We start from the raw sequence: 23011 nt of genomic DNA on the forward strand, positions 1-23011 counted from the left end.
TGTGACATCAAAATAGTAAATTGGTATCAGTTGCCAAAACCGTAACCAGTGGAACGTCCCTGGCTGTTAGCCGTCATTCTAGAAAAGAAATGTTACGGCAATATAAACAGCTATATGAAGCGACCAATGTTCAGTTTAATGGTAGCGATCGCATCAGTCAGTATCATCCTATTCGGTTTACTGGGATGGTCGATGGTCAAAAATCCGCAGGCTGCAATGGGCGAACCCAGGCAGCCTGGAACCTCTCCTACCATCAGTCAGCGCCAGAAGAAAACCGTGGATTCGAGACTGGTTGCGGCGAATACAAAATTTGGGTTCAAACTATTCCAGGAAATTTTAAAAAAGGACAGCGGCAAGAATATTTTTGTCTCGCCTTCTAGTGTAGCGATCGCACTCTCGATGACCTACAACGGTGCTAGCGGCGATACTCAACAAGCAATGGCAAAAACCCTGGAATTGCAAGGATTAAATCTACAGGAAGTCAATCAATCCAATGACGCCTTGAAAACGCTCTTAGAAAATCCAGACCCCCAAGTGCAACTCACCATTGCCAACTCTCTTTGGGCAAAGAAAGGCGTCTCTTTTAACCCAGATTTTCTTCAAAAAAATAGGCAATTTTATCAGGCGAAAATTGCAGATTTAGACTTTACAAACCCAAACGCTCCATCTGAAATCAATAATTGGGTAAAACAAAATACTCGCGGTAAAATCAATTCAATTGTCAACGAAATTCCACCCGATCAAGTGTTATTTCTAATCAACGCTCTTTACTTCAAAGGAACTTGGAAAAAGAAATTTGACCAGAAGCAAACAACAACTGAACCATTTTATCTTTCCGATGGAACTCAAAAACAACACCCAATGATGTCTCAAAGGGATAAATATAAATACTACGAAAACGACCAGTTTCAAGCTATTAGCTTACCCTACGGAAAAGGAAAACTTAGCTTATATGTTTTTCTGCCAAAAGAAAATTTTAAACTTACAAATTTTTACCAGCAGCTAAATACTGAAAACTGGGAGGAATGGATGACTCAATTCAAAACGAAACCGGGATTCATCCAGATGCCTCGCTTCAAAATGGACTACGACATAGAACTCAACGACGCTCTCAAAGCGCTGGGTATGGAAGTAGCTTTCGACTCAAATGCTAATTTTACTCAGATGAGTTCTATCCCACTCCAGCTCAATCAAGTCAAGCACAAAACCTTTGTGGAAGTGAACGAAGCAGGAACCGAAGCAGCCGCAGTCACTGCCGTCGGAGTAATGACAACATCTGCACCGATCCCAGAGGAACCCTTCGAGATGATTGTTAACCGCCCGTTTTTCGCTTGTATTCGAGATAATCAAACTGGAACCGTTCTATTTATGGGGTCTATTGTGGAACCAAAATGAAAGACATTGACCCGTTTGAAAATCAAGACATCAAGAGGGACGGGTTGGAAACCCCACTTTACCAACTGTTTATCTATTTGATTCCTGTAGTTGGCTTTTTCCCAGCCCTCTGGACGTTATACCGACGTGATAGCGACCGGCAACAACAAACTGTGAGTAGGCTATCGGTAACGCTGGCGCTCGGTTGGCTGTTGGCATACGGTTTATTGGGGGCTGGAGTTGCACAAGCTTCAGAAACTTTAACCTTGCGTTTGTTATTTATCAATGGTCTATTGACATCGGGTTATTTTTTGGTCAGCTTATGGTTGATGGTGCGTCTGTGGCAACGGAAGTCTGTACGTATTCCGGGTGTTAGCGGGCTTGCGGAGGGAGCCGTTCGCAAACACTTGTCCTAAACGAGCGTGTATTAGTTCGCCTCAGCTTGGGACGAGGCAAGAAAGGTTGTAGGCGCACAGTATTTTTTCAAAGAAAGCAACCGGAGTTACGAGCGCAACCCATTTGTATCCGGATGCTTTCCTTGAACAAAAGTAAGGAATGGGGAAGGTCGAATGAAGATTCAGCCTATGCACTTGATAGCTGGTTCTCCCTCTAGCCTACGCATCTCTATCGAAATGAGGTTAAACTCTTGCCAGTGTTTGCCTGATTTTGCAGTAAATCGGTAGAAAAACTGCTATGAGTGTTCTAGTGCAATCCTTCTTAAGGACGGATTTTGTTAGAAATAAACGTCCCAGCTCCAGATTGCCAGATTCCGCGCCCCTACCTTGAACACAAATTCGTGTTATCTTTTTTGCGTGTGTGAGGAAGCCAGTGTCAGCCCGAAAAATTCCTGAAAAACGCCCGTGGGGGCAAACATCCAATCAACCCATCAAGAAAAGGCCTGTTCAAAAACGAAACCAGGTGAACTGGCTTTGGCTTGGGTTGGGCTTGACTGGGGTGGCAATGCTGTCAGCAACTGCGGGAGCTTTGTTAGCCGTGTCTTTTTCCAGTACGCCGTTGCTGCAAAGCCAGCTAAGTCCGGAAGAAGCTGCGGTGTTTGATGGCGATCGCATTTCCCGCACCAGTATGCGATTGCCAGAACTGACCCGCCCGGTAAATATCTTAGTCATGGGAATCAAGGTCATCTCCTCCGACCTGGATAACCCTCCTCCTGAAACGAAAAATCTGGGATACCACGCGCTGGTAAACTCCTTCGAGGGTCTATCAGATACCATGCTCTTGCTGCGGTTTGACCCGGAGGCGCAAAAAATCGCGGCTTTATCAATCCCACGGGATACCCGCACCTTTGTTGAGGGCGTCGGCGTTACCAAGATTAATGCAGCGAATCTTGAGGGGGGACCAGCCCTCAGTGCTAAGGCAACCAGCGAACTCCTCAGCGGCGTGGGAATCGATCGCTACATCCGAATAAACGTTCAGGGGGTAGAAAAGCTGGTGGACGCCTTGGGTGGCGTTACCGTCTATGTCCCCAGGGATATGAAATATCGAGATGAGAGCCAGCACCTGTACATCAACCTGAAAGCAGGAAAACAACATCTCAATGGTAATCAAGTGCTGCAATTGCTGCGCTTCCGCTATGACAAGTATGGCGACATCGGTCGGATTCAGCGGCAGCAAATGGTAATGCGGGCACTGATGGAGCAAGCACTGAATCCAACCACTTTAGCGAGAATGCCGAAGATTCTTTCGGTTATTCAGTCGCATATTGACACCAACTTGACGGTTGAGGAGTTGTTAGCCCTGGTTGGCTATGGTGTCAAGACCGACCGTTCCCAAGTGCAAATGTTAATGGTACCGGGTGACTTTAGTGGCAGTGGGCATCATGAGGTGAGTTACTGGGTGCCAAATCGCCGCCGCATCCAGACGATGATGGCGCAGCATTTTGACCAGGGATTGGACGGTGGTGAAGCAACTGACCCAGCGTATATCCGGGTAGCGATTCAAGATAGTACAGGTGATATGAAGGCTGTCCAATCTTTAATCAACACGCTAAGGAATGCTGGCTACCGGAATGTCTACGTTGACGACCCGTGGCCCGAACCGTTGCGGGTAACGCACGTAGTGGCTCAACAGGGAGATGGAAATAGTGCCAAAGCCATCTACCGTTCGCTAGGATTCGGGGAAGTGCGGGTTGAAAGCACTGGCAACCTGGTTTCGGATGTGACGATTCAGCTGGGTCAGGACTGGCTTAAGCGGAGTGCTAGTCGGGACTCTTTTTAAATGGGTGATTGGTAATGAGAGTTTTGAGTTTTGAGTTGAAGAGAGTTCTTTAATTTAAAATTCAAAACTTAAAACTTTTTCTCAGCTACCAATTCCCAAACAGGGGATTTTTGTAGTATTTAGTGGCTGCTTAGAAGTGCCGAGGGCGATCGCTTAGATGTCTGTTGACTTCCTGAGATTGATTCCAACGGCTCCACAGCTTGTACCCAATACCGCAGCGCAACAAATGACCTTGCAATTGCTCAAGTCTTTTGTCCCGCAAGCAGATCGGGTGTATCTCAGAGTCACAGATGACGTGGAATTTGTTGACCCAGGCAGCAACTTGGAACAAATCTTATGTCCTGTCTGTTTATCCCACCTGGAAACTCTCTGGTGGCAACAAGCTATGGACACCGCATACGGCACAAGATTCAACGATCTGATGGTTATCGTGCCTTGTTGCGGTATTGTCTGTTCGTTAAATGACTTGCGGTATGAGTGTCCCGCTGGTTTCGCTCGTTTTATCTTAGAAGCACGCCACCCTAACACTGACCTTGACAAGAGCCAGCTTCACTTGCTAGAGCAAACACTGGGATGTCCATTGCGAAAAATATGGGCGCACTATTAAGTTGATAAAGGTGCAGCACTGATGCCACAATTCCAGCACTTCTAAGTATTTTCAGATGATTCTAGAGTCTGCGGGTCGGTAAATTTTTCAGCCCCTTTTTACAAGGCTACTTTTAGAGTTTTGTGCCATCCTCGACTTGTGTCGTTCCAGGTAGTTTTCTGATGAATCAGCTTTCAGGAACCTTATTGAGTCTTCTGTTGATGGCATCTTCAGCGCCTCGACCTGCCCAGCTGTTGCAGGTGTTTCCCCCCGAAGAGTCAACACAGACTTATGTACAGTATGTCGCCGCTGCATTGAGCTTTAAATTAGGGGAACAGGCCGATCCTAGATCGGTGCAGTTGTTTGTTGATGGGGTAGATGTTACAAGCCAGTCTCGGATTGGCAACACCCGCGACTGGCCTATTAGCCACCTCGAAATAGGTTACACTCCCAATTTCTCTGAGTCAGGGACTCATCACGCTGAAGTTCGTTTTCGGACTCTAGATGGCAAAACGAAATCATATCGCTGGTCTTTCTCTGTCAAGTCTCCTTAAGAGAAGTCAATTCTGTGGCTAATGTGGCTGAATGCTGCAATATCCAATCCTGCAAAATTGGGTTAACTAACTCAGGCGCTTCATCCTGGGGACAATGCCCGACACCTTCGATGGGAATAAACTTCTCAATTTTGGGGTAATTGGCAAACTCTCGCCCCAGTTCTATCGGTTCCCAAGGATCTTCCGTTCCCCAGAGAATGATGGTCGGGCAGGGCAAAAGGGGCAGCAGGTCTTCCGGCAGCGGCCCTTGAGAATAGCGGGTAAAGGCGACAAAAACGTCCACAGCTCCCTCATCAAAAGCCGGTGCCATGAGCATATCCACCAGTTCGTCTGTCACCGCTTCAGGATGCTTGTAGGCTTGCAGGAGAACCTTCCGTACCACCTTCGGCTTGGCAAGTTGGCTAAAGAAGAATTTGCCAATCCATTTAACTGCCAGCAGTCGTTGAACGATAGGTGCGCCAAAACTGCGATACCAGGGCAACTGGGCGCGTTTGCGGTCGTGCAGCAGCCGCAGAGAACAGTTAATGAGGGCAGTTCCCAAGACAATATCTGGATGATCGACTGCTGCTTGCATTGCCACAATACAGCCGATGGAATTTCCGACTAAAAAAACCGAGCTTCCTACCACCTCGCGGCAAAAATCAGCGAGTTGCTGTCCCCAAGTTTCAAAGGTGTAGGAAATCTTGCCCCCTGGCGTGGGTTTCGCGGAACCACCAAAGCCAATTAAGTCAATGGCATAGACACGGCAATTTTGAGCCAGAACTGGAATGTTTTTGCGCCAGTGTCCCCAAGATGCCCCAAATCCATGTACCAGAACAACCGCTGGCCCTTGAGTTCCCTGAGTCTGGTAGCAGATGGGAAAACCTTGCCAAGTCCAAGTTTTCGTGACGATATGGGCAGCCGTAGGTGCAGTTGGAGTGGTGGAGGAAGATGGAGTCATGGGATAGATAGCGATCGCATCTCTTTGATTTCTATCCCGTCGCACCTTGAATGCGCTCTCAACGCCACGGGTAGACTTATGCTTTCCTAATTTTACAATTCTTCAACTCTGGAAAACACTAATTCCAATAATTTTGAGCAACTGAATCGAAAATCCCGTAAAAACTCTGATGCCAAGTGTAGATAAGCCTGGTACACAGGTGAAGACTCTCACAAGAAGCGGAAAGTGACACGGAGAATTCCAATTTTCAATTTCCAATTTCAAAACCTTAGTTTTTCATCTGTGCGTAGCACTCAAAGCGGGGAGTATGTCAGTATCTAGATTGGTGACTCCCTCATGAAATTTAGTTGGTGATGACTACGGTGCAAACTCCTACTTCTGTTCTGCCATTCCTTGGTCCTGATTTAGCTTCTACCTACGATGCCGCGCGAGTGGTGATTTTGCCGATTCCTTATGAGGCGACGACAACGTATCGAAATGGCTGCGAAAATGGGCCAGATGCGATTCTAGAAGCCTCTGGGCAGGTGGAATATTATGATGAGGAGCTAGATTGGGAAACTGGCAAAGACATTGGAATTTATACGGCTGAATCGATTGCAGACACCCGCAACGGTCGTTCAGTTTCATCCGAGGAAATGCTGCAAGTTACCCGCGAAACGGTATCTCAGATGATAGCTGACGGCAAGTTTGTTATTGGTCTGGGTGGCGAACACAGCATTACAACTGGTCTTGTAGAGGCATACCGAAAAGCCTACCCCGATGAACCCTTTACGGTCGTGCAAATAGATGCTCACGGCGATTTGCGCTATGAGTACGAAGGCTCGATTCACAACCATGCTTGCGTGATGCGGCGGATTGTGGAAATGGGATTGCCAACTGTGCAAATCGGCATCCGCGCCATTTGCAAAGAAGAAGCTGACTTGATCAAAGAGAAAAATTTGACGGTGTTCCGGGCGAGAGAAATTGCGACGCAACCGGATTGGATGGAAAGGGCGATCGCAAGTATCCCCACCAGACGCGTTTTCCTCACCATTGACCTCGACGGGATTGACCCCACCCTGATACCTGGCGTCGGCACCCCAGAACCCGGTGGATTAAATTGGTACTCCCTACTCTCTTTTTTGCGGCAAGTGTTTCAAAATCACGAAGTGATTGGTTGTGATGTTATGGAATTGGCACCGATTGTAGATTCCGTAGTATCAGAATTTACTGCTGCAAAATTAGTCTACAAACTAATCGGTTATCAGGCGTTCTCCCAAGGCAAATAGAGACCGTAATTGCTTTGTTCTTTACGACTGTAGCCCCCTCGTACTTTGTTGTAATTACCCAGGGATAAGTAAATGAGTGTAATGGAAAAGACCGGCACTCCTATTGGTAGTTATGCTCCAGATTTTGAATTACCGGGAATCGATAATCAAGTCCACCACCTGGCTCGGTATTTAGAAAAGTATCGAGCTGTGGGCGTTGTTTTTATGTGCAATCATTGCCCATACGTGCAGTCCTATATGGGTCGGCTAATCCAGATTCAAAGCGAGTTCCAAAGCCAGGGATTTACCCTGATTGGCATCAACGCCAATGATGCGGTTCAGTCGCCTGAAGACAGCTTCGAGAATATGCAAAATTTGGTAGCAACTCACGGTCTAAATTTTCCTTATCTGAGAGATACCACACAGGATGTCGCTCGTTGCTTTGGGGGACAGACAACGCCAGAGGTTTTCTTATTAGATAATTCTGGGATACTCCGCTACAGGGGACGAATTGATGATAATTCCCAAGATCCAGCAGCGGTGAAGGTGCATTATTTACGGGATGCGATCGCTTCTTTACTGCAAGGAAAAACGGCGATTACAACCGCCTCAACTGAGGCGGTAGGCACCCCGATAAACTGGCGTCCTTAACACGTAGTCTCAAGGCTTTCCACACTTTAGTAACTGAATTTGCGGATAATATCACAAAACTTACTCCTCTACTGTTATCTTATGGTGGAGGTATTTTGAGTGAGACAATAGTCTGGGCATGGAGATAACTTATCGGCGGGTTTTACTAAAGCTGAGCGGTGAAGCTTTAATGGGCAACCTGGGCTATGGAATCGATCCAATGGTGGTTCAGGAAATCGCGCAGGAAGTCGCAGATGTCGTGGCAAGTGGCATTCAGATGGCAATTGTCGTCGGTGGCGGCAATATCTTTCGCGGTGTCAAGGCAGCTTCGGCTGGCATGGATCGGGCGACAGCCGACTACATCGGGATGATTGCAACGGTGATGAATGCGATGACCTTGCAAGACTCCTTGGAGCAAATCGGAGTACCGACACGAGTCCAAACAGCGATCGCCATGCAGGAAGTAGCGGAGCCTTACATCCGGCGTCGCGCCATTCGCCACTTAGAAAAAGGACGGGTCGTAATTTTTGGGGCTGGATCGGGAAACCCCTTCTTCACCACTGATACGACCGCTGCCTTGCGAGCGGCGGAAATTGATGCGAATGTAATTTTTAAAGCAACCAAAGTAGACGGGATCTATGATTCAGATCCCCATCTCAACCCAGGGGCGCGTCGCTATCAGAGCCTGACCTACGGACACGTCCTCACTCACGATCTGCGGGTGATGGATAGTACCGCGATCGCCCTGTGCAAAGACAACAACATCCCCATCGTTGTGTTCGACCTCTCGGTGCGGGGCAATATCCACCGCGCCGTTACGGGAGAAGCGGTGGGAACAATTGTAGGAGGATCTTGTGAAATTAGCTGATGTTGAAAATCATATGCAAAAGACAATTGAGGCAACTCAACGGTCTTTTAATACGATTCGGACGGGACGGGCAAACGCCTCTCTCCTCGACCGGGTGTCGGTGGAATACTATGGTTCCCCAACCCCTCTAAAATCTCTGGCAAGTATTAATACACCAGATTCTAGTACGATTACCATTCAGCCGTTTGACCGCGGCAGCATGAACCTGATTGAAAAAGCGATTTCTTTATCAGATGTCGGTTTAACTCCGAGCAATGATGGCTCGGTGATTCGATTGAATATTCCACCCCTAACGACCGAGCGTCGTAAAGAACTGGCGAAAATCGCTGCCAAGTATGCTGAAGAAGGAAGAGTTTCTGTTCGCAATATCCGCCGCGACGCCGTAGACTCAATTCGCAAGCAAGAAAAAAATAGTGAAATCTCTGAGGATGAAGCGCGAGACTTGCAGGAAAAAATTCAAAAGCTAACTGACAAGTACGTTGCCAAGGTTGATGAGCTGTTAGCCGAGAAAGAAAAAGATATCACGACCGTTTAAAATCATTAGTCACTCGTCATGGGTCGCTCGTCAAAAGCGATCGCGCTAGAGCTAAGGACTCAGGACAAAAGGCTAAAAACGGATACTAGGCAGGTTGAAGCGCTTGTCCATCTAAAGCAGGGCGAACCAGGAAAGCAACGTGCATAGGATAGCCCTGGGAGTAGATCGCATCGATGTACCGCAGGGCTGTTTCTCGATTTTTGCAGGTGCGTAAAACTTTCTCGTTGCCGTTGGCGTATTGGATGCGTAATTCCCAGAACATCGCTTTTCCCCTTATGAAAATAGTAGAAACACCAAATAGTCGGTCAGCGACTTTATAAAACTTTCATGAACCTATCCTATAAGCTTTATATAAACTTTGCACTCAGTAAAATTGATGAATTGAATAAATATCGCGATCGCGCTCTCTAGTTGTCTGGAAGAAAAAGCTGAACGACTACGTACTGGAAAACACGGTTTGTCTTCTAGAAGTCAAGAGAAAATCTAAATCAAGGCGAATAATATTTATCTTAAAAATCCTGAAAGCCTGAAATTGTATACGTTTTACCGAGATAAGCATAATTACGCAAATAGCTAGCTGGTAGGGAAAGCAATTAAGCTTAATTACCAGTGAGTGTCAAGCGTGAGGATGTAAATTCTTCGCTTAACAAGCTTAAATTGCAAGTGTGTTCAGAAGCAAAAATTAACACGATGTTTGACTGCATTATTGTCGGTGCTGGCCCAGCAGGTGGAACCGCAGCTTATCATCTAGCTAAGGGAGGACGTTCGGTTTTAGTCTTAGAAAAAGACGCAATGCCGCGTTACAAACCGTGTGGGGGTGGAGTATCACCAGCGATACAAGAGTGGTTTGATTTTGATTTTTCTCCAGCGATTTCCTTAAAACTCAAATCACTCCGCTACACCTGGAAAATGGGCGATCCAGTGGAAGTAGGGCTGGAAACAGGACAACCGATTTGGATGGTAAGGCGAGACGTTTTCGACAACTTCCTGATGCAGCAGGCGCAGCAACAAGGCGCAGAACTGCGAGACAACACTGAAGTAACGGGGATTGAGTTTAAGAGCGATCGCTGGCAAGTCAACACCGCCAATGGACCCGTTGAAGGTCGCTATCTGATTGCCGCAGACGGAGCCAAAGGGCCAATGGCTAAGTGGTTAGACTTCAAAGAGCGCAAACGGCGTCTGGCTGGAGCCTTAGAAGCAGAAATACCCGCCCAAAATACCAACCAACAAAAGATTCATTTTGAATTTGGGATGGTCAAAAATGGCTATATTTGGAACTTTCCTAAAGCAGACGGATATTCTATCGGCGTTGGCACGTTCATCGGCGGTGAACCCCAAGACTTTAAGAAAATTTTGGCTGAGTACGCCAAATCTTTCGGCGTAGAGGTCAATCAGAGCAAGCAATATGGTCATCCCCTTTCTCTATGGGATGGCAATCAAAGGCTGCATACGCAAAATGCAGTTTTAGCCGGAGAAGCCGCCTGTGTCGTCGATCCGTTTACTGCTGAGGGAATTCGTCCCTCAATGTTTAGCGGCTTGAAGGCAGCGGAAGCGATTGACAAATCACTCTCCGGGGATGGCAATGCTCTGGAAAGATATACCAGCACGATCGCCGAAGAATGGGGATCGGATATGCAGTGGGCACAACGCTTAGCAGGAGTGTTTTACAGATTTCCTGGGATTGCTTATCGAGTCGGTGTTAAGCGCCCTGGTGCCACTGAGCGCATGGGCAAGATTCTGTGCGGAGAGAGTCGTTACTCTGAAGTGGCAGAGAGTGCTATTAAGCGCCTCAGTAAGAGCATGATACCGGGAATGGGTGGGTAAAACGATTGAGCATTTAGTTAGTAAGGGTTGACTTCTTTCGGGTGGGCAAAAGCCCACCCAGATAAGATTTGGTAGGTATTCCTCACTCTACAAAATTAAATTTTTGAGAGTGCAACCCCCTTTTAAATCGTCAGTGGTGCAATTTCCTCATGTGTTATATTGGGGCTTTCATCCAGAAACTTGCTAGGTTATGTCTTCTAGGACTGCAAAGTTATCCAGGTTCGGGCTGATGATTTTAGCAGCGGGATGCTTAAGCTTCCTGACGCTAGGTTGTCAAAAATCAGAGGCTGACGCTAAAAAGTATGTTGACTCAGGGAATACTCTAGCTCAACAAGGCAAATTAAACGAAGCGATCGCTGACTACAACAAAGCCGTTGAGATTAATCCCAAGGATGCAGAAAGTTACAATAAGTTAGGAACTATTCTGGTCAACCAAAAGAAATTTCCTGAAGCCAGTGATGCTTTTCAAAAGGCAATTGCAAATAGTCCTAAAAATATAGAGCTATATCATAAATTAGGATTTGTTCAGGTTCAAGAAAAGAAACTGGAAGAAGCATCTGCTACTTTTAAAAAGGCAATTGAAATTGACCCGAAAAATGCCAAATCCTATAATGACTTAGGATTTATTCAGGTCAATCAAGGCAAATTACCTGAAGCAGCTGCTAACTTCAAAAAGTCAATTGAAATTGACCCGAAAAATGCCAGATCTTACAATGATTTGGGAGTTGCTTTAGGTGCCCAAGGTGACAGTAAATTACCCGAAGCGACTGAGGCTTTCAAGAAGGCAATTGAAATTGACCCGAAAAGTGCAGATGCACACTATTTCTTAGGGGTTGCCTTGGTCAAACAAGGAAAGTTAAATGAGGGAGTAGCAGCTCTCAAAAAGACCACCGAAATTGCTCCGAAAGCAGCACCTGCTTACTTTGGTCTAGGGGTAGCTCTAAATCAACAAGGTAAGAAGTCTGAGTCAATCGAAGCGATGAAAAAAGCCAGAGACTTGTTTAAAGAGCAAGGTCAAACTCAGCAAGCTGACCAGATCGATCAGGGATTAAAGGCTTTAGGGAAACAGTAACCAGTTTTAACACTCCCGTTCCCTGAAAAGAGGATAGAGTTTTTACTCCCAGGAGTAGGGGCACGATTGTTGATTTAAAAAGTAGGGGCACGGCAATGCTGTGCCCCTATAATGGTTGAGCGATAAGGTTTTCTGAAAGTTCTGTAACCAGGCAACTAGCCCCAGGGAAACACTGAATACGGTTTGGTTAGGGCGAAAAATACCAAAGTCCGCATTTGTTGGATTTCGTTTCTCCACCCAACAAACAATAATTTTCACCGAACCATATTGGGGAGACAGACCCAAAGCTGGGTTGGGATGTTGGCAACAGGTACTTACCATCCTCAACTTTGATAATGCTGAATACTCGAGCGGCTGAAAGTCGCCTACTCGACTGCATCCCTTGCAGCAACAAGCATGGTAGAACTGGGACAAGCACTTTTATAGTTTCGACATGACGATTTACTTTTATAAATTTGAAGATCCCTACGGATGTTTTTCCAACTTTTCTCCTCATAACATTTATCTGCTGGGTCAAGATTGGATGACGGTGGAGCATTATTATCAAGCGCAAAAATTTGTTGGCACCGAGGATGGAGCGTTAATCCCAGCGATCGCTAGCGCGAAGACGCCAATGGAAGCCGCGACACTGGGACGCGATCGCACCCGCCGCATCCGTCCGGACTGGGAACAAGTGAAAACCCAAATTATGCGCGAAGCCGTGCTAATCAAGTTTCTAACTCACCTAGAGATTCAATCCATTTTGCTTTCGACCGGCGATCGCCCAATCGTGGAGGATTCTCCCACTGATTATTACTGGGGTTGCGGTGTAGAAAAAACTGGACAAAATCATTTGGGAAAAATCCTGATGAGTGTCCGTCAAGAAATCCGGCAACGGTTAGGAAAAAAGTAGCGTTACTCCTTTGTGAATTTATATATTTAGCTAATCTGAATTAGCGATTTTTTTAGGGAAAATATTTTTAGGTTTTCATAGCATGTCTTATATAAACTGTCAACATTTTTGAGTTATTTTTCCTTGAAAATATTAAAGTTAACAATAATTTTAAAACTTTTATAAGATCAATAGTTTTACGAATACCCAGTATGACTTTTCAGTTACAGAATAGAAATATACAAAAACATTCATGCCTGAATTTATAAAAGTGGTGGATAGAGGGAATGAGCTTAAGTGATAATACGCAAACAATGCAGCACGAAATAGACCAAGCAAGCTTATTACACGGAATTACCAATCGGATTCGGCGCTCGCTAGAATTGCCAGAAATTTTGACATCGACAGTCGCTGAAATTCGCTCATTGCTTGAAACCGACCGCGTGATGATTTATCGGTTTCATGCCGATGGCAGTGGAGAAGTGATTGCCGAGGCAATTGATAACAATCGCCTGCCATCTTTGATAGGGCTAAATTTTCCGGCTGATGACATTCCTCCCCACGCCCGCGAGATGTTTCTGAAAGCTCGCCAGCGCTCAATTGTCGATGTTTCCTCAGGGTTGATTGGTCTGAGTTCCTTGGATTGCGCCCAGACAGGTACTGCTTTGAAGGCGGAAGATGTTCGCTATCGCCCAGTAGATTCCTGCCATATTGAATATCTCACGGCAATGGGAGTCACATCTTCCCTCGTGGTGCCGATTCTATATCATGATGCCCGCACGCAGGAGACCCAGCCGGAACTATGGGGTTTATTAGTCTCGCATCACGCTGAATCGCGTTCGGTTTCGGAACAAGAACTGCAAATCGTCCAGTTAGTGGCAGATCAAGTTTCAATTGCGATCGCTCAATCTACCTTACTCGAACTCGCCTGCGCCCAAGCAACGCGGGAAGCGCGGATTAACCGAGTCGCCACCCTGCTCCATGCACTACCAACGATTCAGCTTTCTGAAGCCCTTACGGAAACGGTTGCAGCCTTTAAAGGTTGTGGGGGCAGAATTTACATAGCGGCAGAAAATCCAAGTCAAGCAATCCTATTTGCCTGCGGCGATCAACCGATGCTAGGAGCCATCGGGAAAGATCGTCCGCTTGAAGAGCATCCCGTTTGGCAGGAATATTTAAAATTACAAGACACTGCCTGCAATCCCATCAAGGCAGTGACGGATCTCTATAAAGAACCTCATCTGCGAGTCATCGCGCCAGCGTTCCGCACGACTCGAATTCGGGGCATCCTGATTGTCCCCCTCCAGTATCGTCAGCAGTTTCTGGGATACTTGTGCATTTTTCGTAATGAAATTGATACGGAAACTTTGTGGGCTGGAAATTTCGACCCGGATCGGAGACAACTGCAACCTCGTAATTCCTTTGAGGCATGGAGGGAACTGAAACGAGGTCAAGCACAAGCGTGGACGCCGGGAGAAATTGAACTCGCTCAAGCCTTGGGTCATCACTTCTCAATGGCGATTGAGCAGTATCTCCTGTACACACAGGTGCAGTCTCTCAATAGCAACCTGGAGCATCAAATTCAAGAGCGAACTGTCCAGCTAGAACAGTCCTTAGAGTTTGCCAAAGTCCTCAAGCAAGTCACAGACCAAATTCGCAGCACTCTGGATTTAGAGAAGATCCTACAAAGCATTGTGCAGGAAGTCAGGAAACTGCTAAGCACAGACCGAGTGGTAATTTACCAGTTCACCAGAAGTTGGCAAGGGGAGGTGGTTGTAGAAGCAGTGACAGGCAGCTGGAACTCAATTCTGGGAGAGATATACGAAGATGAATGCTTTCCTCAGGAGTACGCCTCTGCTTACCAGCAAGGAAGGATTCGAGCAGTTCATAACGTAGCTGAGTCAGATTTGCATCCCTGTCATATAGAGTTTTTACTGAAAATTCAGGTTCAAGCCAACTTAGTTGTCCCAATTAACATGGGGGAACAGCTATGGGGGCTACTAATTGCCCATGAGTGCCAAGCTCCTAGGGAATGGAAGACTGCTGAAATTGATTTGCTGCAACAGCTGGCAAATGAAGCCGCGATCGCAATTCAGCAAGCCGAACTGTACGAACAAAGCCGTACTGCCGCTGCGACTGCTACCGCTCAAGCACAACAGTTAGAACAAGCTGCCGAACAACAGCAAGCATTGTTTGGAGTAATTACGAAGATTCGAGAATCCCTCGATCTAAATACAATCTTCAAAGCAACGACCACTGAAGTCCGACAACTGCTAGGGGCTGACCGAGTGGCAGTATTTCGCTTATATTCCGCCTCTGGCTCGCTGGATGATGAATTTGTCTCAGAAGACGTATTACCAGCTTTAAAGCCGATTTTAGGAACCAAAGTTTACGACCGCCACTTTTCCCAAAACTATGCTGTACTTTATCAACAGGGTCGGATTCAAGTAGTTGATGACATCTACAACGCAGGCTTAACTGATTGCCATATCGAGCTGCTGGAGCAATTTCAAGTCCAAGCTCAACTCGTGGTGCCACTGCTAAAAGGGGATATCCTTTGGGGATTGCTCTGTATCCATCAATGCTCGCAAAAGAGACATTGGGATGTCTCGGAAATTGAGTTCGTCACCCAGACTGCTGTTCAGCTGGGAGTTGCAATACAGCAAGCAGAATTACTCGCTCAAACCCAGCATCAAGCAGAACAACTCGCTTGTGCCCTCCAAGAATTACAACAAACCCAAACCCAGCTGATTCAGACAGAAAAAATGTCGAGTTTGGGACAGCTAGTCGCAGGTGTGGCTCACGAAGTCAACAATCCGGTTAATTTTATTTACGGCAATCTCATTCACGTTGGCGAGTACGTAAAAGATTTGATCGATCTGTTGCATTTATACCAAGAGCGTTATCCCCATCCCGATCGGGAGGTTGTCAAACACGCAGAAGCAATCGATTTGGAATTCATTGCTGATGATCTGCCTAAAATGCTGTCGTCAATGAAGGTGGGAGCCGACAGAATCCGTCAACTGGTGCTGTCTCTGCGGAATTTCTCTCGCCTTGACCAAGCCGAGATGAAACGGGTGGATATCCATGAGGGTTTAGACAGCACGCTGTTAATCTTGCAACATCGACTCAAAGGGAAGGGTAATACTCCTACGATTGAAGTTGTAAAGGCTTATGGCGAGCTGCCCTTAGTTGAGTGTTATGCCGGTCAGCTCAATCAAGTGTTTATGAATGTCCTTAGCAATGCGATTGACGCGCTGGAGCAGCAAAACAACTGGGATCGATCGAACCACCCGATGGAAAGGGGAGAAGCTGCTGGTTATTTGCACCACGCAAGTGACACAGATACTGCCCTAACATCATCAGACGTTAAAACTTCACCCGCTCAGATTACTATCCGCACCTTTTTGAAGGAGGAAGCAGAAAGAATAAAAGGTGAAAAAATACAGGAGCAAGAAGGAAGGATAAAGCATGAAACCGATTCACTTATTCATCCTTTCATCCCTCATCCTGCTAACGTGGTGATTCAAATTATTGATAATGGCTCTGGTATGCCAGAGGCGGTGCAGGCGCAAATCTTCGATCCTTTTTTCACGACAAAGCCGGTTGGTAAAGGCACGGGTTTGGGACTGTCGATCAGCTATCAAATTGTGGTGGAAAAACACGGCGGCGTCTTTAAGTGTTCTTCTCAACCAGACAAGGGCACTGAGTTCTGGATTGAAATTCCCGTTCGCCCACAAAATTGAAAGAAGCAATTGATGCTGGGCCAAAAAACGAACTCTCTACACACTCGGAACCTCACCGCTAACCCCTCTCCGTTGACGGAGAGGGAATATTGAACTCCTTCCCGTTGACCGGGAGGAGCAGGGGTGGGGTTAAACTCTGAGTGCTAAAGACAGCATAAATTAGAACTTGCGATCGCTCGAAAAAGTTTTACGGGCAAATTTCCTCGATAGCGATCGCTGCCATTTCAGTACCTGCTGGCTTCCGGGTACTTCGTGCAGCAGCACATACAAACAGGGAATAATAAACAGGGCGAGGATGGTGGCGATAGACATCCCAAAAAAGACGACGATGCCCAAAGGTTGCAGGAATTCCGAGCCTTCCCCGATGCCCAGGGCTAGCGGCAGTAAGCCCAAAACCGTCGTGATGGTAGTCATCATAATCGGTCGCAGACGTTGGGGAGCGGCTTTAATGATGGCAGTTTGGCGATCGCATCCTTCTCGTTCCCGAATCTGGTTCGCTAGCTCGATCATGATGATAGCGATATTCACCACAATGCCTACCAGCAGAACGGCACCGACTAGAACAGTAGCACCGATGGCGGTTTTAGTGACGTAAAGCCCGATAATTCCCCCAGCTAAAGCTAATGGCAAAGTCAGAATAATGGCTAGGGGGTCAATTAACGAGTTGTACTGCACCGCCATGACCACGAACACTAAGAAGGCTGATAGCGCCCCCAAAGTTTTCAGAGAATTTTGCAACTGCTGATTGGTTTCGGCTGCGGAACTAGGAAGTACAGTCACGCCTTCAGGTAACTGCAAATTTTCTAACACCCGATCTACCTCTGCAAAGGCATCGCTGAGGTTAGCTCCTTCGCTGAGACTCCCAGCAATGATAAAAACCTGTCGTTGGTTAATCCGCTGCACTTCTCCAGGCGCTTGCCCTTCGGAAATGGTCGCGACATCACCCAGCCGAACTAAGCTGTTGTTATTGACAAATAAGGGCAGCTCCTCTAATTGCGAAGCGCGTTGCACCGATTCTTCATTGAATTGTACGCGCACATCTACTAAGCGATTGCCTCTTTGCAACTGCGTTGGTACAGAACCCTCGATTGCTGTCTGAATCGTTTGCCCAATGTCTTGCGTCGTCAACCCCAACTCCTCTGCACGCTCCCAATCCGGTCGAATCTGCACTTCTGGTTGCCGAGGGTCAGCATCCGGTCGAAACGTTGCACTTTTTACTTGCTCATCCAAGGCTTGCACCACTTGCCGCCCTGCCTGTTGCAGCGGTCGATCTTCGTTTCCTTGGAGGATGATATCAACATCCGCTCCCCGCACTGGCGAGTTCGTTAGGATGATACCTCGCACCTGACCGGGATTGAGCCGCAGACGAATCCCCGCTAAATTCAGTTTATTTAACTCTTGGGTGACTTTTTCGACAAACTTCTCGACATCTGTACCGGATTTGAGGGTGATGGAGCTGGAACCTCGGAGGGGATTTGCACTGGTGCTACTGCCGAAAAGAGAACCTCCGGCTGTGCTAAATACATAGTCAGTTTCGGGCTGTTTTGTGAGGATTTCGTCAACCATTGCCATCACTTTCCGGTTAGTTTCCACGCTAGTTCCCGGAGGAAACTGGGCAGATAAATTTGCTTGACCAGTGCTAATACGAGGCAGAATTTCTTGAGGAATTTGCCCTGCCATCCACAAGCTACCGCCTCCCAAAACCAGAACCGAAATCGCAATTATCAATATTCGATAAGGCAGCGCCCTCGTTAAAGTGCGAGTATAGCTGCCAGTTGCCGCCTCAAAAGAACGGTTAAATTGCCGCAACAACTGAAACTCACCTACCCGACTCGACCAGCGGATAGCCAATAGCCGAGATGTGAGAACAGGTACAACGGTCAGAGCTACTAAAAGTGAAGCTGCGACTGCAAAGCAAATCGTCAGAATTAATTCATTAAATAGTAGTGAGAAAAAGCCACCAATTAGCAAGAATGGCACTACAGATACCAGGTTAGCGCCTGTAGCAGCAACCATTGCTGATTCTACTTCCTGGGAACTGACAATCGACTGATCAATTATCTCTTGTTTGTTTAACCGTTGCTTTGTCCGAGTGCCTGGAGTCATGCCAATGCTTTCCGCAATGTTCTCCATGATCACGACGCTGGTGTCAATCGCCTGACCAATCCCCAACGCCAGACCTCCCAAACTGAACACATTCAAAGACAAGTCAAAAAACTTCATCAAGACGATAGCCGTCAGAGTACAAAGGGGAATCGTCAGGGAAATAATCAAAGTTTGTCGCAGTGACCCTAAAAAAAACAAAACTGCTACGGCTGCAAGTAATGCTCCGGAGATGGCAGAAACGATGACATCATTCAGGGAGTTGCGAATAAATTTTGACTCATCTAAGGTGGGTAGCAGTTTCATGTCTGCGGGAATTACACCCGATTGGCGGAGTTCTTCGATGCGTTTTTTAACTCCTTCCACCACCTCGATAGTATTGGCATCTGGTTGCTTTTGAATGCTGAGTTTTACCGCTGGTTGCCCATTAAGATAGACAAATACCCGCTGGTCTTCTGTACCATCAATGACTTCGGCAAAATCTCTTAGATAAACGCGAGATTGTGGTAAAAGTGCAGGGCTTTGCGCTCCTACTGGGCTGGGAGTTGAGGAAGCAACTTCAAAGGAGAGATTGCTAATTTCCTGTGCATCCTGAAAGCGTCCGACGGTACGGGTTAGCGTTTGGGAGTCGTTGCCTTGCAAGCGCCCCCCAGAGATGTCCTGATTGCGATCGCCTAAAGCATTCAACACATCTACCAAACTCACCCCCAGCGCCTGTAAGCGATTCAGGTCAATTTGCACCCGCACTTGTTCTTCCACCCCACCCGCAACATCGACGGCGGCGACACCATTGACTACACTGAGTTCGCGGGATAATTCTTCATCGGCAAATACCCGCAAATCCGCATCCCCCAGGGAAGAGGATTGCAGCGCCATTTCGTAAACGGGTAGCTGGGAGGGGTCAACTTTAAACAAACGCGCATCTTCGATGGTGCTGGGGAGTCTGCTGCGACCCCGGTTAAAGGCAGCAGTGGCATCGTTGAGCGCTTGGTCAATGTTGCCTCCCGGTTCAAAGAATAAGTCTAAACTCACCTGCCCTTCGCGGGTTTGGGAGTAAACTTGCACCACTCCTTGTGTGGTACTTAGAGTTTCTTCTAGCGGCTTGGTAATTTCATCAACTCCCACTTCGGGGGAAATTCCAGGCGCTTCTACCCGCACGCCAATTCGCGGATAGGTGATAGATGGCAACAAATCGACTTGGAGTTGGGAGAGAAAGAACACTCCCATCACCAACACAGATAATGTGAGCATGAGTGTGCCGATATGGCGGCGGATGGCGATCGCGCTTAGGCTAAATCCAGACATAATTATTTTGAATTTTGAGTTCTGAATTTTGAGTGAATTCGGAATTTTGAGTGAATGAGTGAGTTTTGAATTAAGAAGTCAAAGCTCAAAACTCAAAACTCTACGGCTTTGCGGTTTCTGATAAAACACTTAAGCTGACAAGTTCGCCATCTTTGAGCGGCTTACCAGCGCGGCTGACAAATCGCTCTCCCGGCTTTAATCCCGACAGAATTTCTACTTTTCCATTTACGCGATCGCCCACTGTCACCGATCGAGCCTGCACTCTTGGCTGTTGCCCTTCACGAGTCACAACAAACACCGTCGCTTTGCTGGATTTGGCATTTTCTTGGGAGTTGGAAGCGCTCTCTCCCTCGCTCCTTGCCTGTCCCCCTTGTGCCTGCCTCCCTTGTGTCTGCCCTCCTTGTCCCTGTCTCCCTCTCTCTCCTGCTTCTTGCAGCGCTGTTTGCGGCACCACTACCCGTTGGGACGCATTTGAGGCAAAGCTGACCCGTGCCAATAGTCCGCTGCCGATCTCACCCTTGGGGTTGGCAATCGTGACTTCTACCGGCACTTGACGAGCCGCTACATTCGCCGCCGGAGAAATGCGAGCCACTTGTCCAAGAAATTCCCTGTTTTTGAAGGCATCTAATTGCACCCGCACCGATTGTCCAGCCCGGATATTTGACAATTCCAATTCTGAAACTGGCACCACTACTGTGACGCGGCTGAAATCTCCAATTTTCAAGATTTCACTACCTGGATTCGCTAAATCCCCCGGTTCTAACCCTTTAGAAACGACAACGCCGCTAATTGGAGAAGTTAATACTGAATAGGATTGGCGTTCGCGACTTTGAGCCAGTACAGATTGTTGCGCCTTGACTCTGCCTTGAGCCGCTACGACTGCTTGCTGTTGTGTACTCACCTGTGACTGAGCAGAGAGCAAAGCTTGTTGAGCCGTTTGAGCTTCGGTTTGAGCTAATTCTGCTTGTTGCTGAGCGATCGCGCCCTGTCTTGCCAAGCCAGCCAGTCGAGCTGCATCCCGCTGTGTTTGCTGCAATTCAACTTTTGCCTGTTCCACCTGTGTCCGGGCATTAGCTACCTGAGTTCGGGCGCGGGCAACTTCTGCTTGAAGCGTTGCGAGTTCTGCTTGCGCCTGATTCACGCTAGTCAATAAGGTGGTGTCATCTAACTGGGCAACAATTTGACCCTGCGCCACCCGATCTCCCACATCTGCTTTAAGAGAGAGCAGCCGTCCTTCCACTTGGGGTTGCACCGAGACTTCTCTGAGTGGGCGAGTCGTGCCGATAAATTTTACATCTTCTTGAAGCGATTCGCTGCGAGCGATCGCCACATCCACTGGTGTAGGTTTTCCTTGCCCCCCTTCTTGCCCTCTGGGAGATTGAGCCTCCGCTTCTGCTTTCGGCAGAATGCCACAACTGGTCAACCCAGGCATCCCTAAAACAGCAAATATCAATATAAATAGGGGAATTTTTTGATTTTGCCGTTGGCTTGTTGATTTTTGACTCGTTTGCTGCCGAGAGGCTTGAGCAGCAGATATATCAGGAGACATACGCTTAAGTTGCACTTGGGTGTTCCACTCAGGAGACGGTTCGGACTCGCCTTGGGCGGGGCTGTCCAGCGGTGAGATGCAAAGGCAACAGGTTAGCTCTGTGCCTGCCTGTCTATTTAGACTGCTGATAGTTTACAAACGTTCACTTTACAAATCATAAAGTGCGAAGGCAGTTCTCTTGGTCAGCCTTAAGGTCGGATTTTGGCATTTGCCTTCTGGTTTTGGGCGAGCGATCGCCCTGAGCAACATTCCAGCTGCTATGCTTTTTTTAAAACCCTTGACAAACTCTCAAATCCTTGCGTTACCAATTCTTGCGGGTTAAAAATCTATTTCTGTCAGTCGTCCTGGCGGTGGCTGGGACTGTAGTAATTAGGGCATCCGAGAACGTACCCGTACAGGCTCGTCCCGCTCCTGTATTTACACGCCATTTAGAGACAATTCAAAGCAGCGTACCGCCTGGGTTGATTATGCGCTTGCCGTCCCAAATTCTCCTCAGTGGCCCCACCGATGTAGATCCTTCTGAGTTGATTGTCCGCGTCTTCCCCTCAGAAACTCCGTTAGCTTATACTGTTAGCCTTTTTACCTGCTACAGTAATCCCCAACCGTGCTTAGTCGGAAGTTTTTCGGTTGAGAAAAAGAATTCTCTCAATGCGATACGAGAATTAGAAAAACATAAAGCAGCAGGCGATCGCATCACCTTAAGGAAAGATATTAGAGGATATTTGTTAGAAGGAAAAACGCAGAAGCCATCCTATGAATTTTCTTCAGTGATGTGGCAGCAGGATGACTTCATTTATCGCGTTAGTTTTCCCACCATAGAACGGTCAAATATTCTCTTGATGGCTAATTCAATGGCTAACGATGTGCCGCTTTTCCGCAGGGTTTCTCGTCCACTTCCCTGATACTCATCCCAAGTTGCGTTCAGACAAAGTAGGGTCTTGAACGCAACTTATTAGTATTAATTCCAGTAATCTACAATCCGCTGAGCGTCTCTAGCAGCTTCTCCACTTCAGCATTATGGTCGAGGAAGGAGAACAAATGTTTATAGCGCAGAATTCCCTGTTTATCCAGTACGAATTGGGCTGGCAGAGGCGCACCCAAAGCTTGACCCGTAGAGTAAGCTCGAAAAGTCCGACAACTGGGGTCGCTGAGCAAGGGCATCTTTAACCCCAGGTCTTTGACAACCGTTTTGCTCTGCTGTTCGTCGGTACTGGTAATCATCAAAACCTCGACGCCCAAACTAGTAAAGCGCTCGTAGTTTTCATTCAGCGCTTTGATGTGAGGAAAGCAAAAAGGACAATATTGCTTTTCGGTGAAGATGCGGGTGAAGGCAAGGATGACAGGTTGCTTTCCCTTGTAATTCGATAACTTGACTTTACCCCCATTAGTAATGTCCGGCAGTTCAAATGCTGGAGTCGTTTCACCCAGGTCTAAACGGCTGGTTGCTGGAATCGGCAAGAAATTCTCAAAGAAGCGTTGATTTAACAGTCCGCTAAAGTCAGTAGATGTCAGCATCGGTATATCATTTTGGTCTTATTGCTGTAATTGTAATAGTTCTTTACTTTTTTGCGA

19 protein-coding genes are annotated in these 23011 nt (G+C 47.3%); 14 read left to right on the top strand and 5 right to left on the bottom strand.

The window, feature by feature from the left end:
* The first annotated feature begins 114 nt into the window (after positions 1–114).
* The 5 genes from NC994_RS18240 (at position 115) to NC994_RS18260 (ending at position 4749) form a co-directional block, all read left to right on the top strand.
* Entirely contained in the window at positions 115–1395 is a 1281-nt protein-coding gene (locus tag NC994_RS18240; RefSeq protein ID WP_190435982.1) for a serpin family protein, read from the top strand.
* On the top strand, positions 1392–1790 hold the full coding sequence (locus NC994_RS18245; RefSeq protein WP_190435880.1) for a hypothetical protein: 399 nt from the start codon (positions 1392–1394) through the stop codon (positions 1788–1790). The genes NC994_RS18240 and NC994_RS18245 overlap by 4 nt, the downstream gene beginning before the upstream one ends.
* Before the next feature lie 412 nt (positions 1791–2202).
* A complete protein-coding gene (locus tag NC994_RS18250; protein WP_190435883.1) occupies positions 2203–3609 on the top strand; it encodes an LCP family protein in 1407 nt (468 codons plus the stop codon).
* 157 nt (positions 3610–3766) lie between these two features.
* Entirely contained in the window at positions 3767–4216 is a 450-nt protein-coding gene (locus NC994_RS18255; protein ID WP_190429409.1) for a hypothetical protein, read from the top strand.
* A gap of 161 nt (positions 4217–4377) precedes the next feature.
* Positions 4378–4749 carry a hypothetical protein gene (locus NC994_RS18260; RefSeq protein ID WP_190435886.1) on the top strand — a complete coding sequence of 124 codons (372 nt, stop codon included), beginning with the start codon at positions 4378–4380 and terminating at the stop codon, positions 4747–4749.
* On the opposite strand, the gene NC994_RS18265 is transcribed toward NC994_RS18260, so the two are convergent.
* Positions 4736–5689, bottom strand: coding sequence for an alpha/beta fold hydrolase (locus tag NC994_RS18265; protein WP_190435984.1), 954 nt, complete (start codon positions 5687–5689; stop codon positions 4736–4738). The two genes, NC994_RS18260 and NC994_RS18265, sit on opposite strands and share 14 nt — an antisense overlap.
* A 353-nt stretch (positions 5690–6042) precedes the next feature.
* Between NC994_RS18265 and speB the strand changes: the two genes are divergently transcribed.
* The 4 genes from speB (at position 6043) to frr (ending at position 8969) form a co-directional block, all read left to right on the top strand.
* A complete protein-coding gene (gene speB, locus NC994_RS18270; protein ID WP_190435888.1) occupies positions 6043–6957 on the top strand; it encodes an agmatinase in 915 nt (304 codons plus the stop codon).
* Between the two features lie 72 nt (positions 6958–7029).
* Positions 7030–7587 (top strand): thioredoxin family protein, encoded by a 558-nt coding sequence (locus tag NC994_RS18275; RefSeq protein WP_190411995.1) that lies wholly within the window; start codon positions 7030–7032, stop codon positions 7585–7587.
* Positions 7588–7705: 118 nt separating this feature from the next.
* Positions 7706–8434 carry a UMP kinase gene (gene pyrH / locus NC994_RS18280; RefSeq protein ID WP_190435891.1) on the top strand — a complete coding sequence of 243 codons (729 nt, stop codon included), beginning with the start codon at positions 7706–7708 and terminating at the stop codon, positions 8432–8434.
* Entirely contained in the window at positions 8421–8969 is a 549-nt protein-coding gene (frr, locus tag NC994_RS18285; RefSeq protein WP_190411993.1) for a ribosome recycling factor, read from the top strand. Before pyrH ends, frr begins: the two co-directional genes overlap by 14 nt.
* Before the next feature lie 85 nt (positions 8970–9054).
* Here frr and NC994_RS18290 read toward each other — a convergent pair whose 3' ends face one another.
* Complete coding sequence (locus NC994_RS18290) at positions 9055–9231, bottom strand: family 2 glycosyl transferase (protein ID WP_190411992.1); 177 nt, start codon at positions 9229–9231, stop codon at positions 9055–9057.
* Positions 9232–9659: 428 nt separating this feature from the next.
* On the opposite strand from NC994_RS18290, the gene NC994_RS18295 reads away from it, so the two are divergent.
* The 4 genes from NC994_RS18295 to NC994_RS18310 all read left to right on the top strand — a co-directional run bounded on the left by NC994_RS18295 (position 9660) and on the right by NC994_RS18310 (position 16482).
* Complete coding sequence (locus tag NC994_RS18295; RefSeq protein WP_190435893.1) at positions 9660–10793, top strand: geranylgeranyl reductase family protein; 1134 nt, start codon at positions 9660–9662, stop codon at positions 10791–10793.
* Between the two features lie 229 nt (positions 10794–11022).
* Positions 11023–11865: a tetratricopeptide repeat protein gene (locus NC994_RS18300; RefSeq protein WP_190411990.1), complete on the top strand. Its 843-nt coding sequence runs from the start codon at positions 11023–11025 to the stop codon at positions 11863–11865.
* 433 nt (positions 11866–12298) lie between these two features.
* Positions 12299–12757, top strand: coding sequence for an NADAR domain-containing protein (locus NC994_RS18305; RefSeq protein WP_190435896.1), 459 nt, complete (start codon positions 12299–12301; stop codon positions 12755–12757).
* Positions 12758–13023: 266 nt separating this feature from the next.
* On the top strand, positions 13024–16482 hold the full coding sequence (locus NC994_RS18310; RefSeq protein ID WP_190435899.1) for a GAF domain-containing protein: 3459 nt from the start codon (positions 13024–13026) through the stop codon (positions 16480–16482).
* 159 nt (positions 16483–16641) lie between these two features.
* Here the strand turns inward: NC994_RS18310 and NC994_RS18315 are convergent, their stop codons facing one another.
* Together NC994_RS18315 and NC994_RS18320 are read right to left on the bottom strand one after the other, a co-directional pair.
* A complete protein-coding gene (locus tag NC994_RS18315; protein ID WP_190435902.1) occupies positions 16642–19890 on the bottom strand; it encodes an efflux RND transporter permease subunit in 3249 nt (1082 codons plus the stop codon).
* Positions 19891–19990: 100 nt separating this feature from the next.
* Entirely contained in the window at positions 19991–21439 is a 1449-nt protein-coding gene (locus NC994_RS18320; RefSeq protein WP_242032539.1) for an efflux RND transporter periplasmic adaptor subunit, read from the bottom strand.
* A 296-nt stretch (positions 21440–21735) separates the two neighbouring features.
* On the opposite strand from NC994_RS18320, the gene NC994_RS18325 reads away from it, so the two are divergent.
* Positions 21736–22341 carry a hypothetical protein gene (locus tag NC994_RS18325; protein WP_190435905.1) on the top strand — a complete coding sequence of 202 codons (606 nt, stop codon included), beginning with the start codon at positions 21736–21738 and terminating at the stop codon, positions 22339–22341.
* Between the two features lie 70 nt (positions 22342–22411).
* Here NC994_RS18325 and NC994_RS18330 read toward each other — a convergent pair whose 3' ends face one another.
* Positions 22412–22954 carry a peroxiredoxin gene (locus tag NC994_RS18330; RefSeq protein WP_190435908.1) on the bottom strand — a complete coding sequence of 181 codons (543 nt, stop codon included), beginning with the start codon at positions 22952–22954 and terminating at the stop codon, positions 22412–22414.
* Between the last annotated feature and the right edge of the window lie 57 nt (positions 22955–23011).

Origin of the sequence: Trichocoleus sp. AS-A1, assembly GCF_039962015.1 — a bacterium.
Classification (GTDB): Bacteria; Cyanobacteriota; Cyanobacteriia; order Cyanobacteriales; family FACHB-T130; genus FACHB-T130.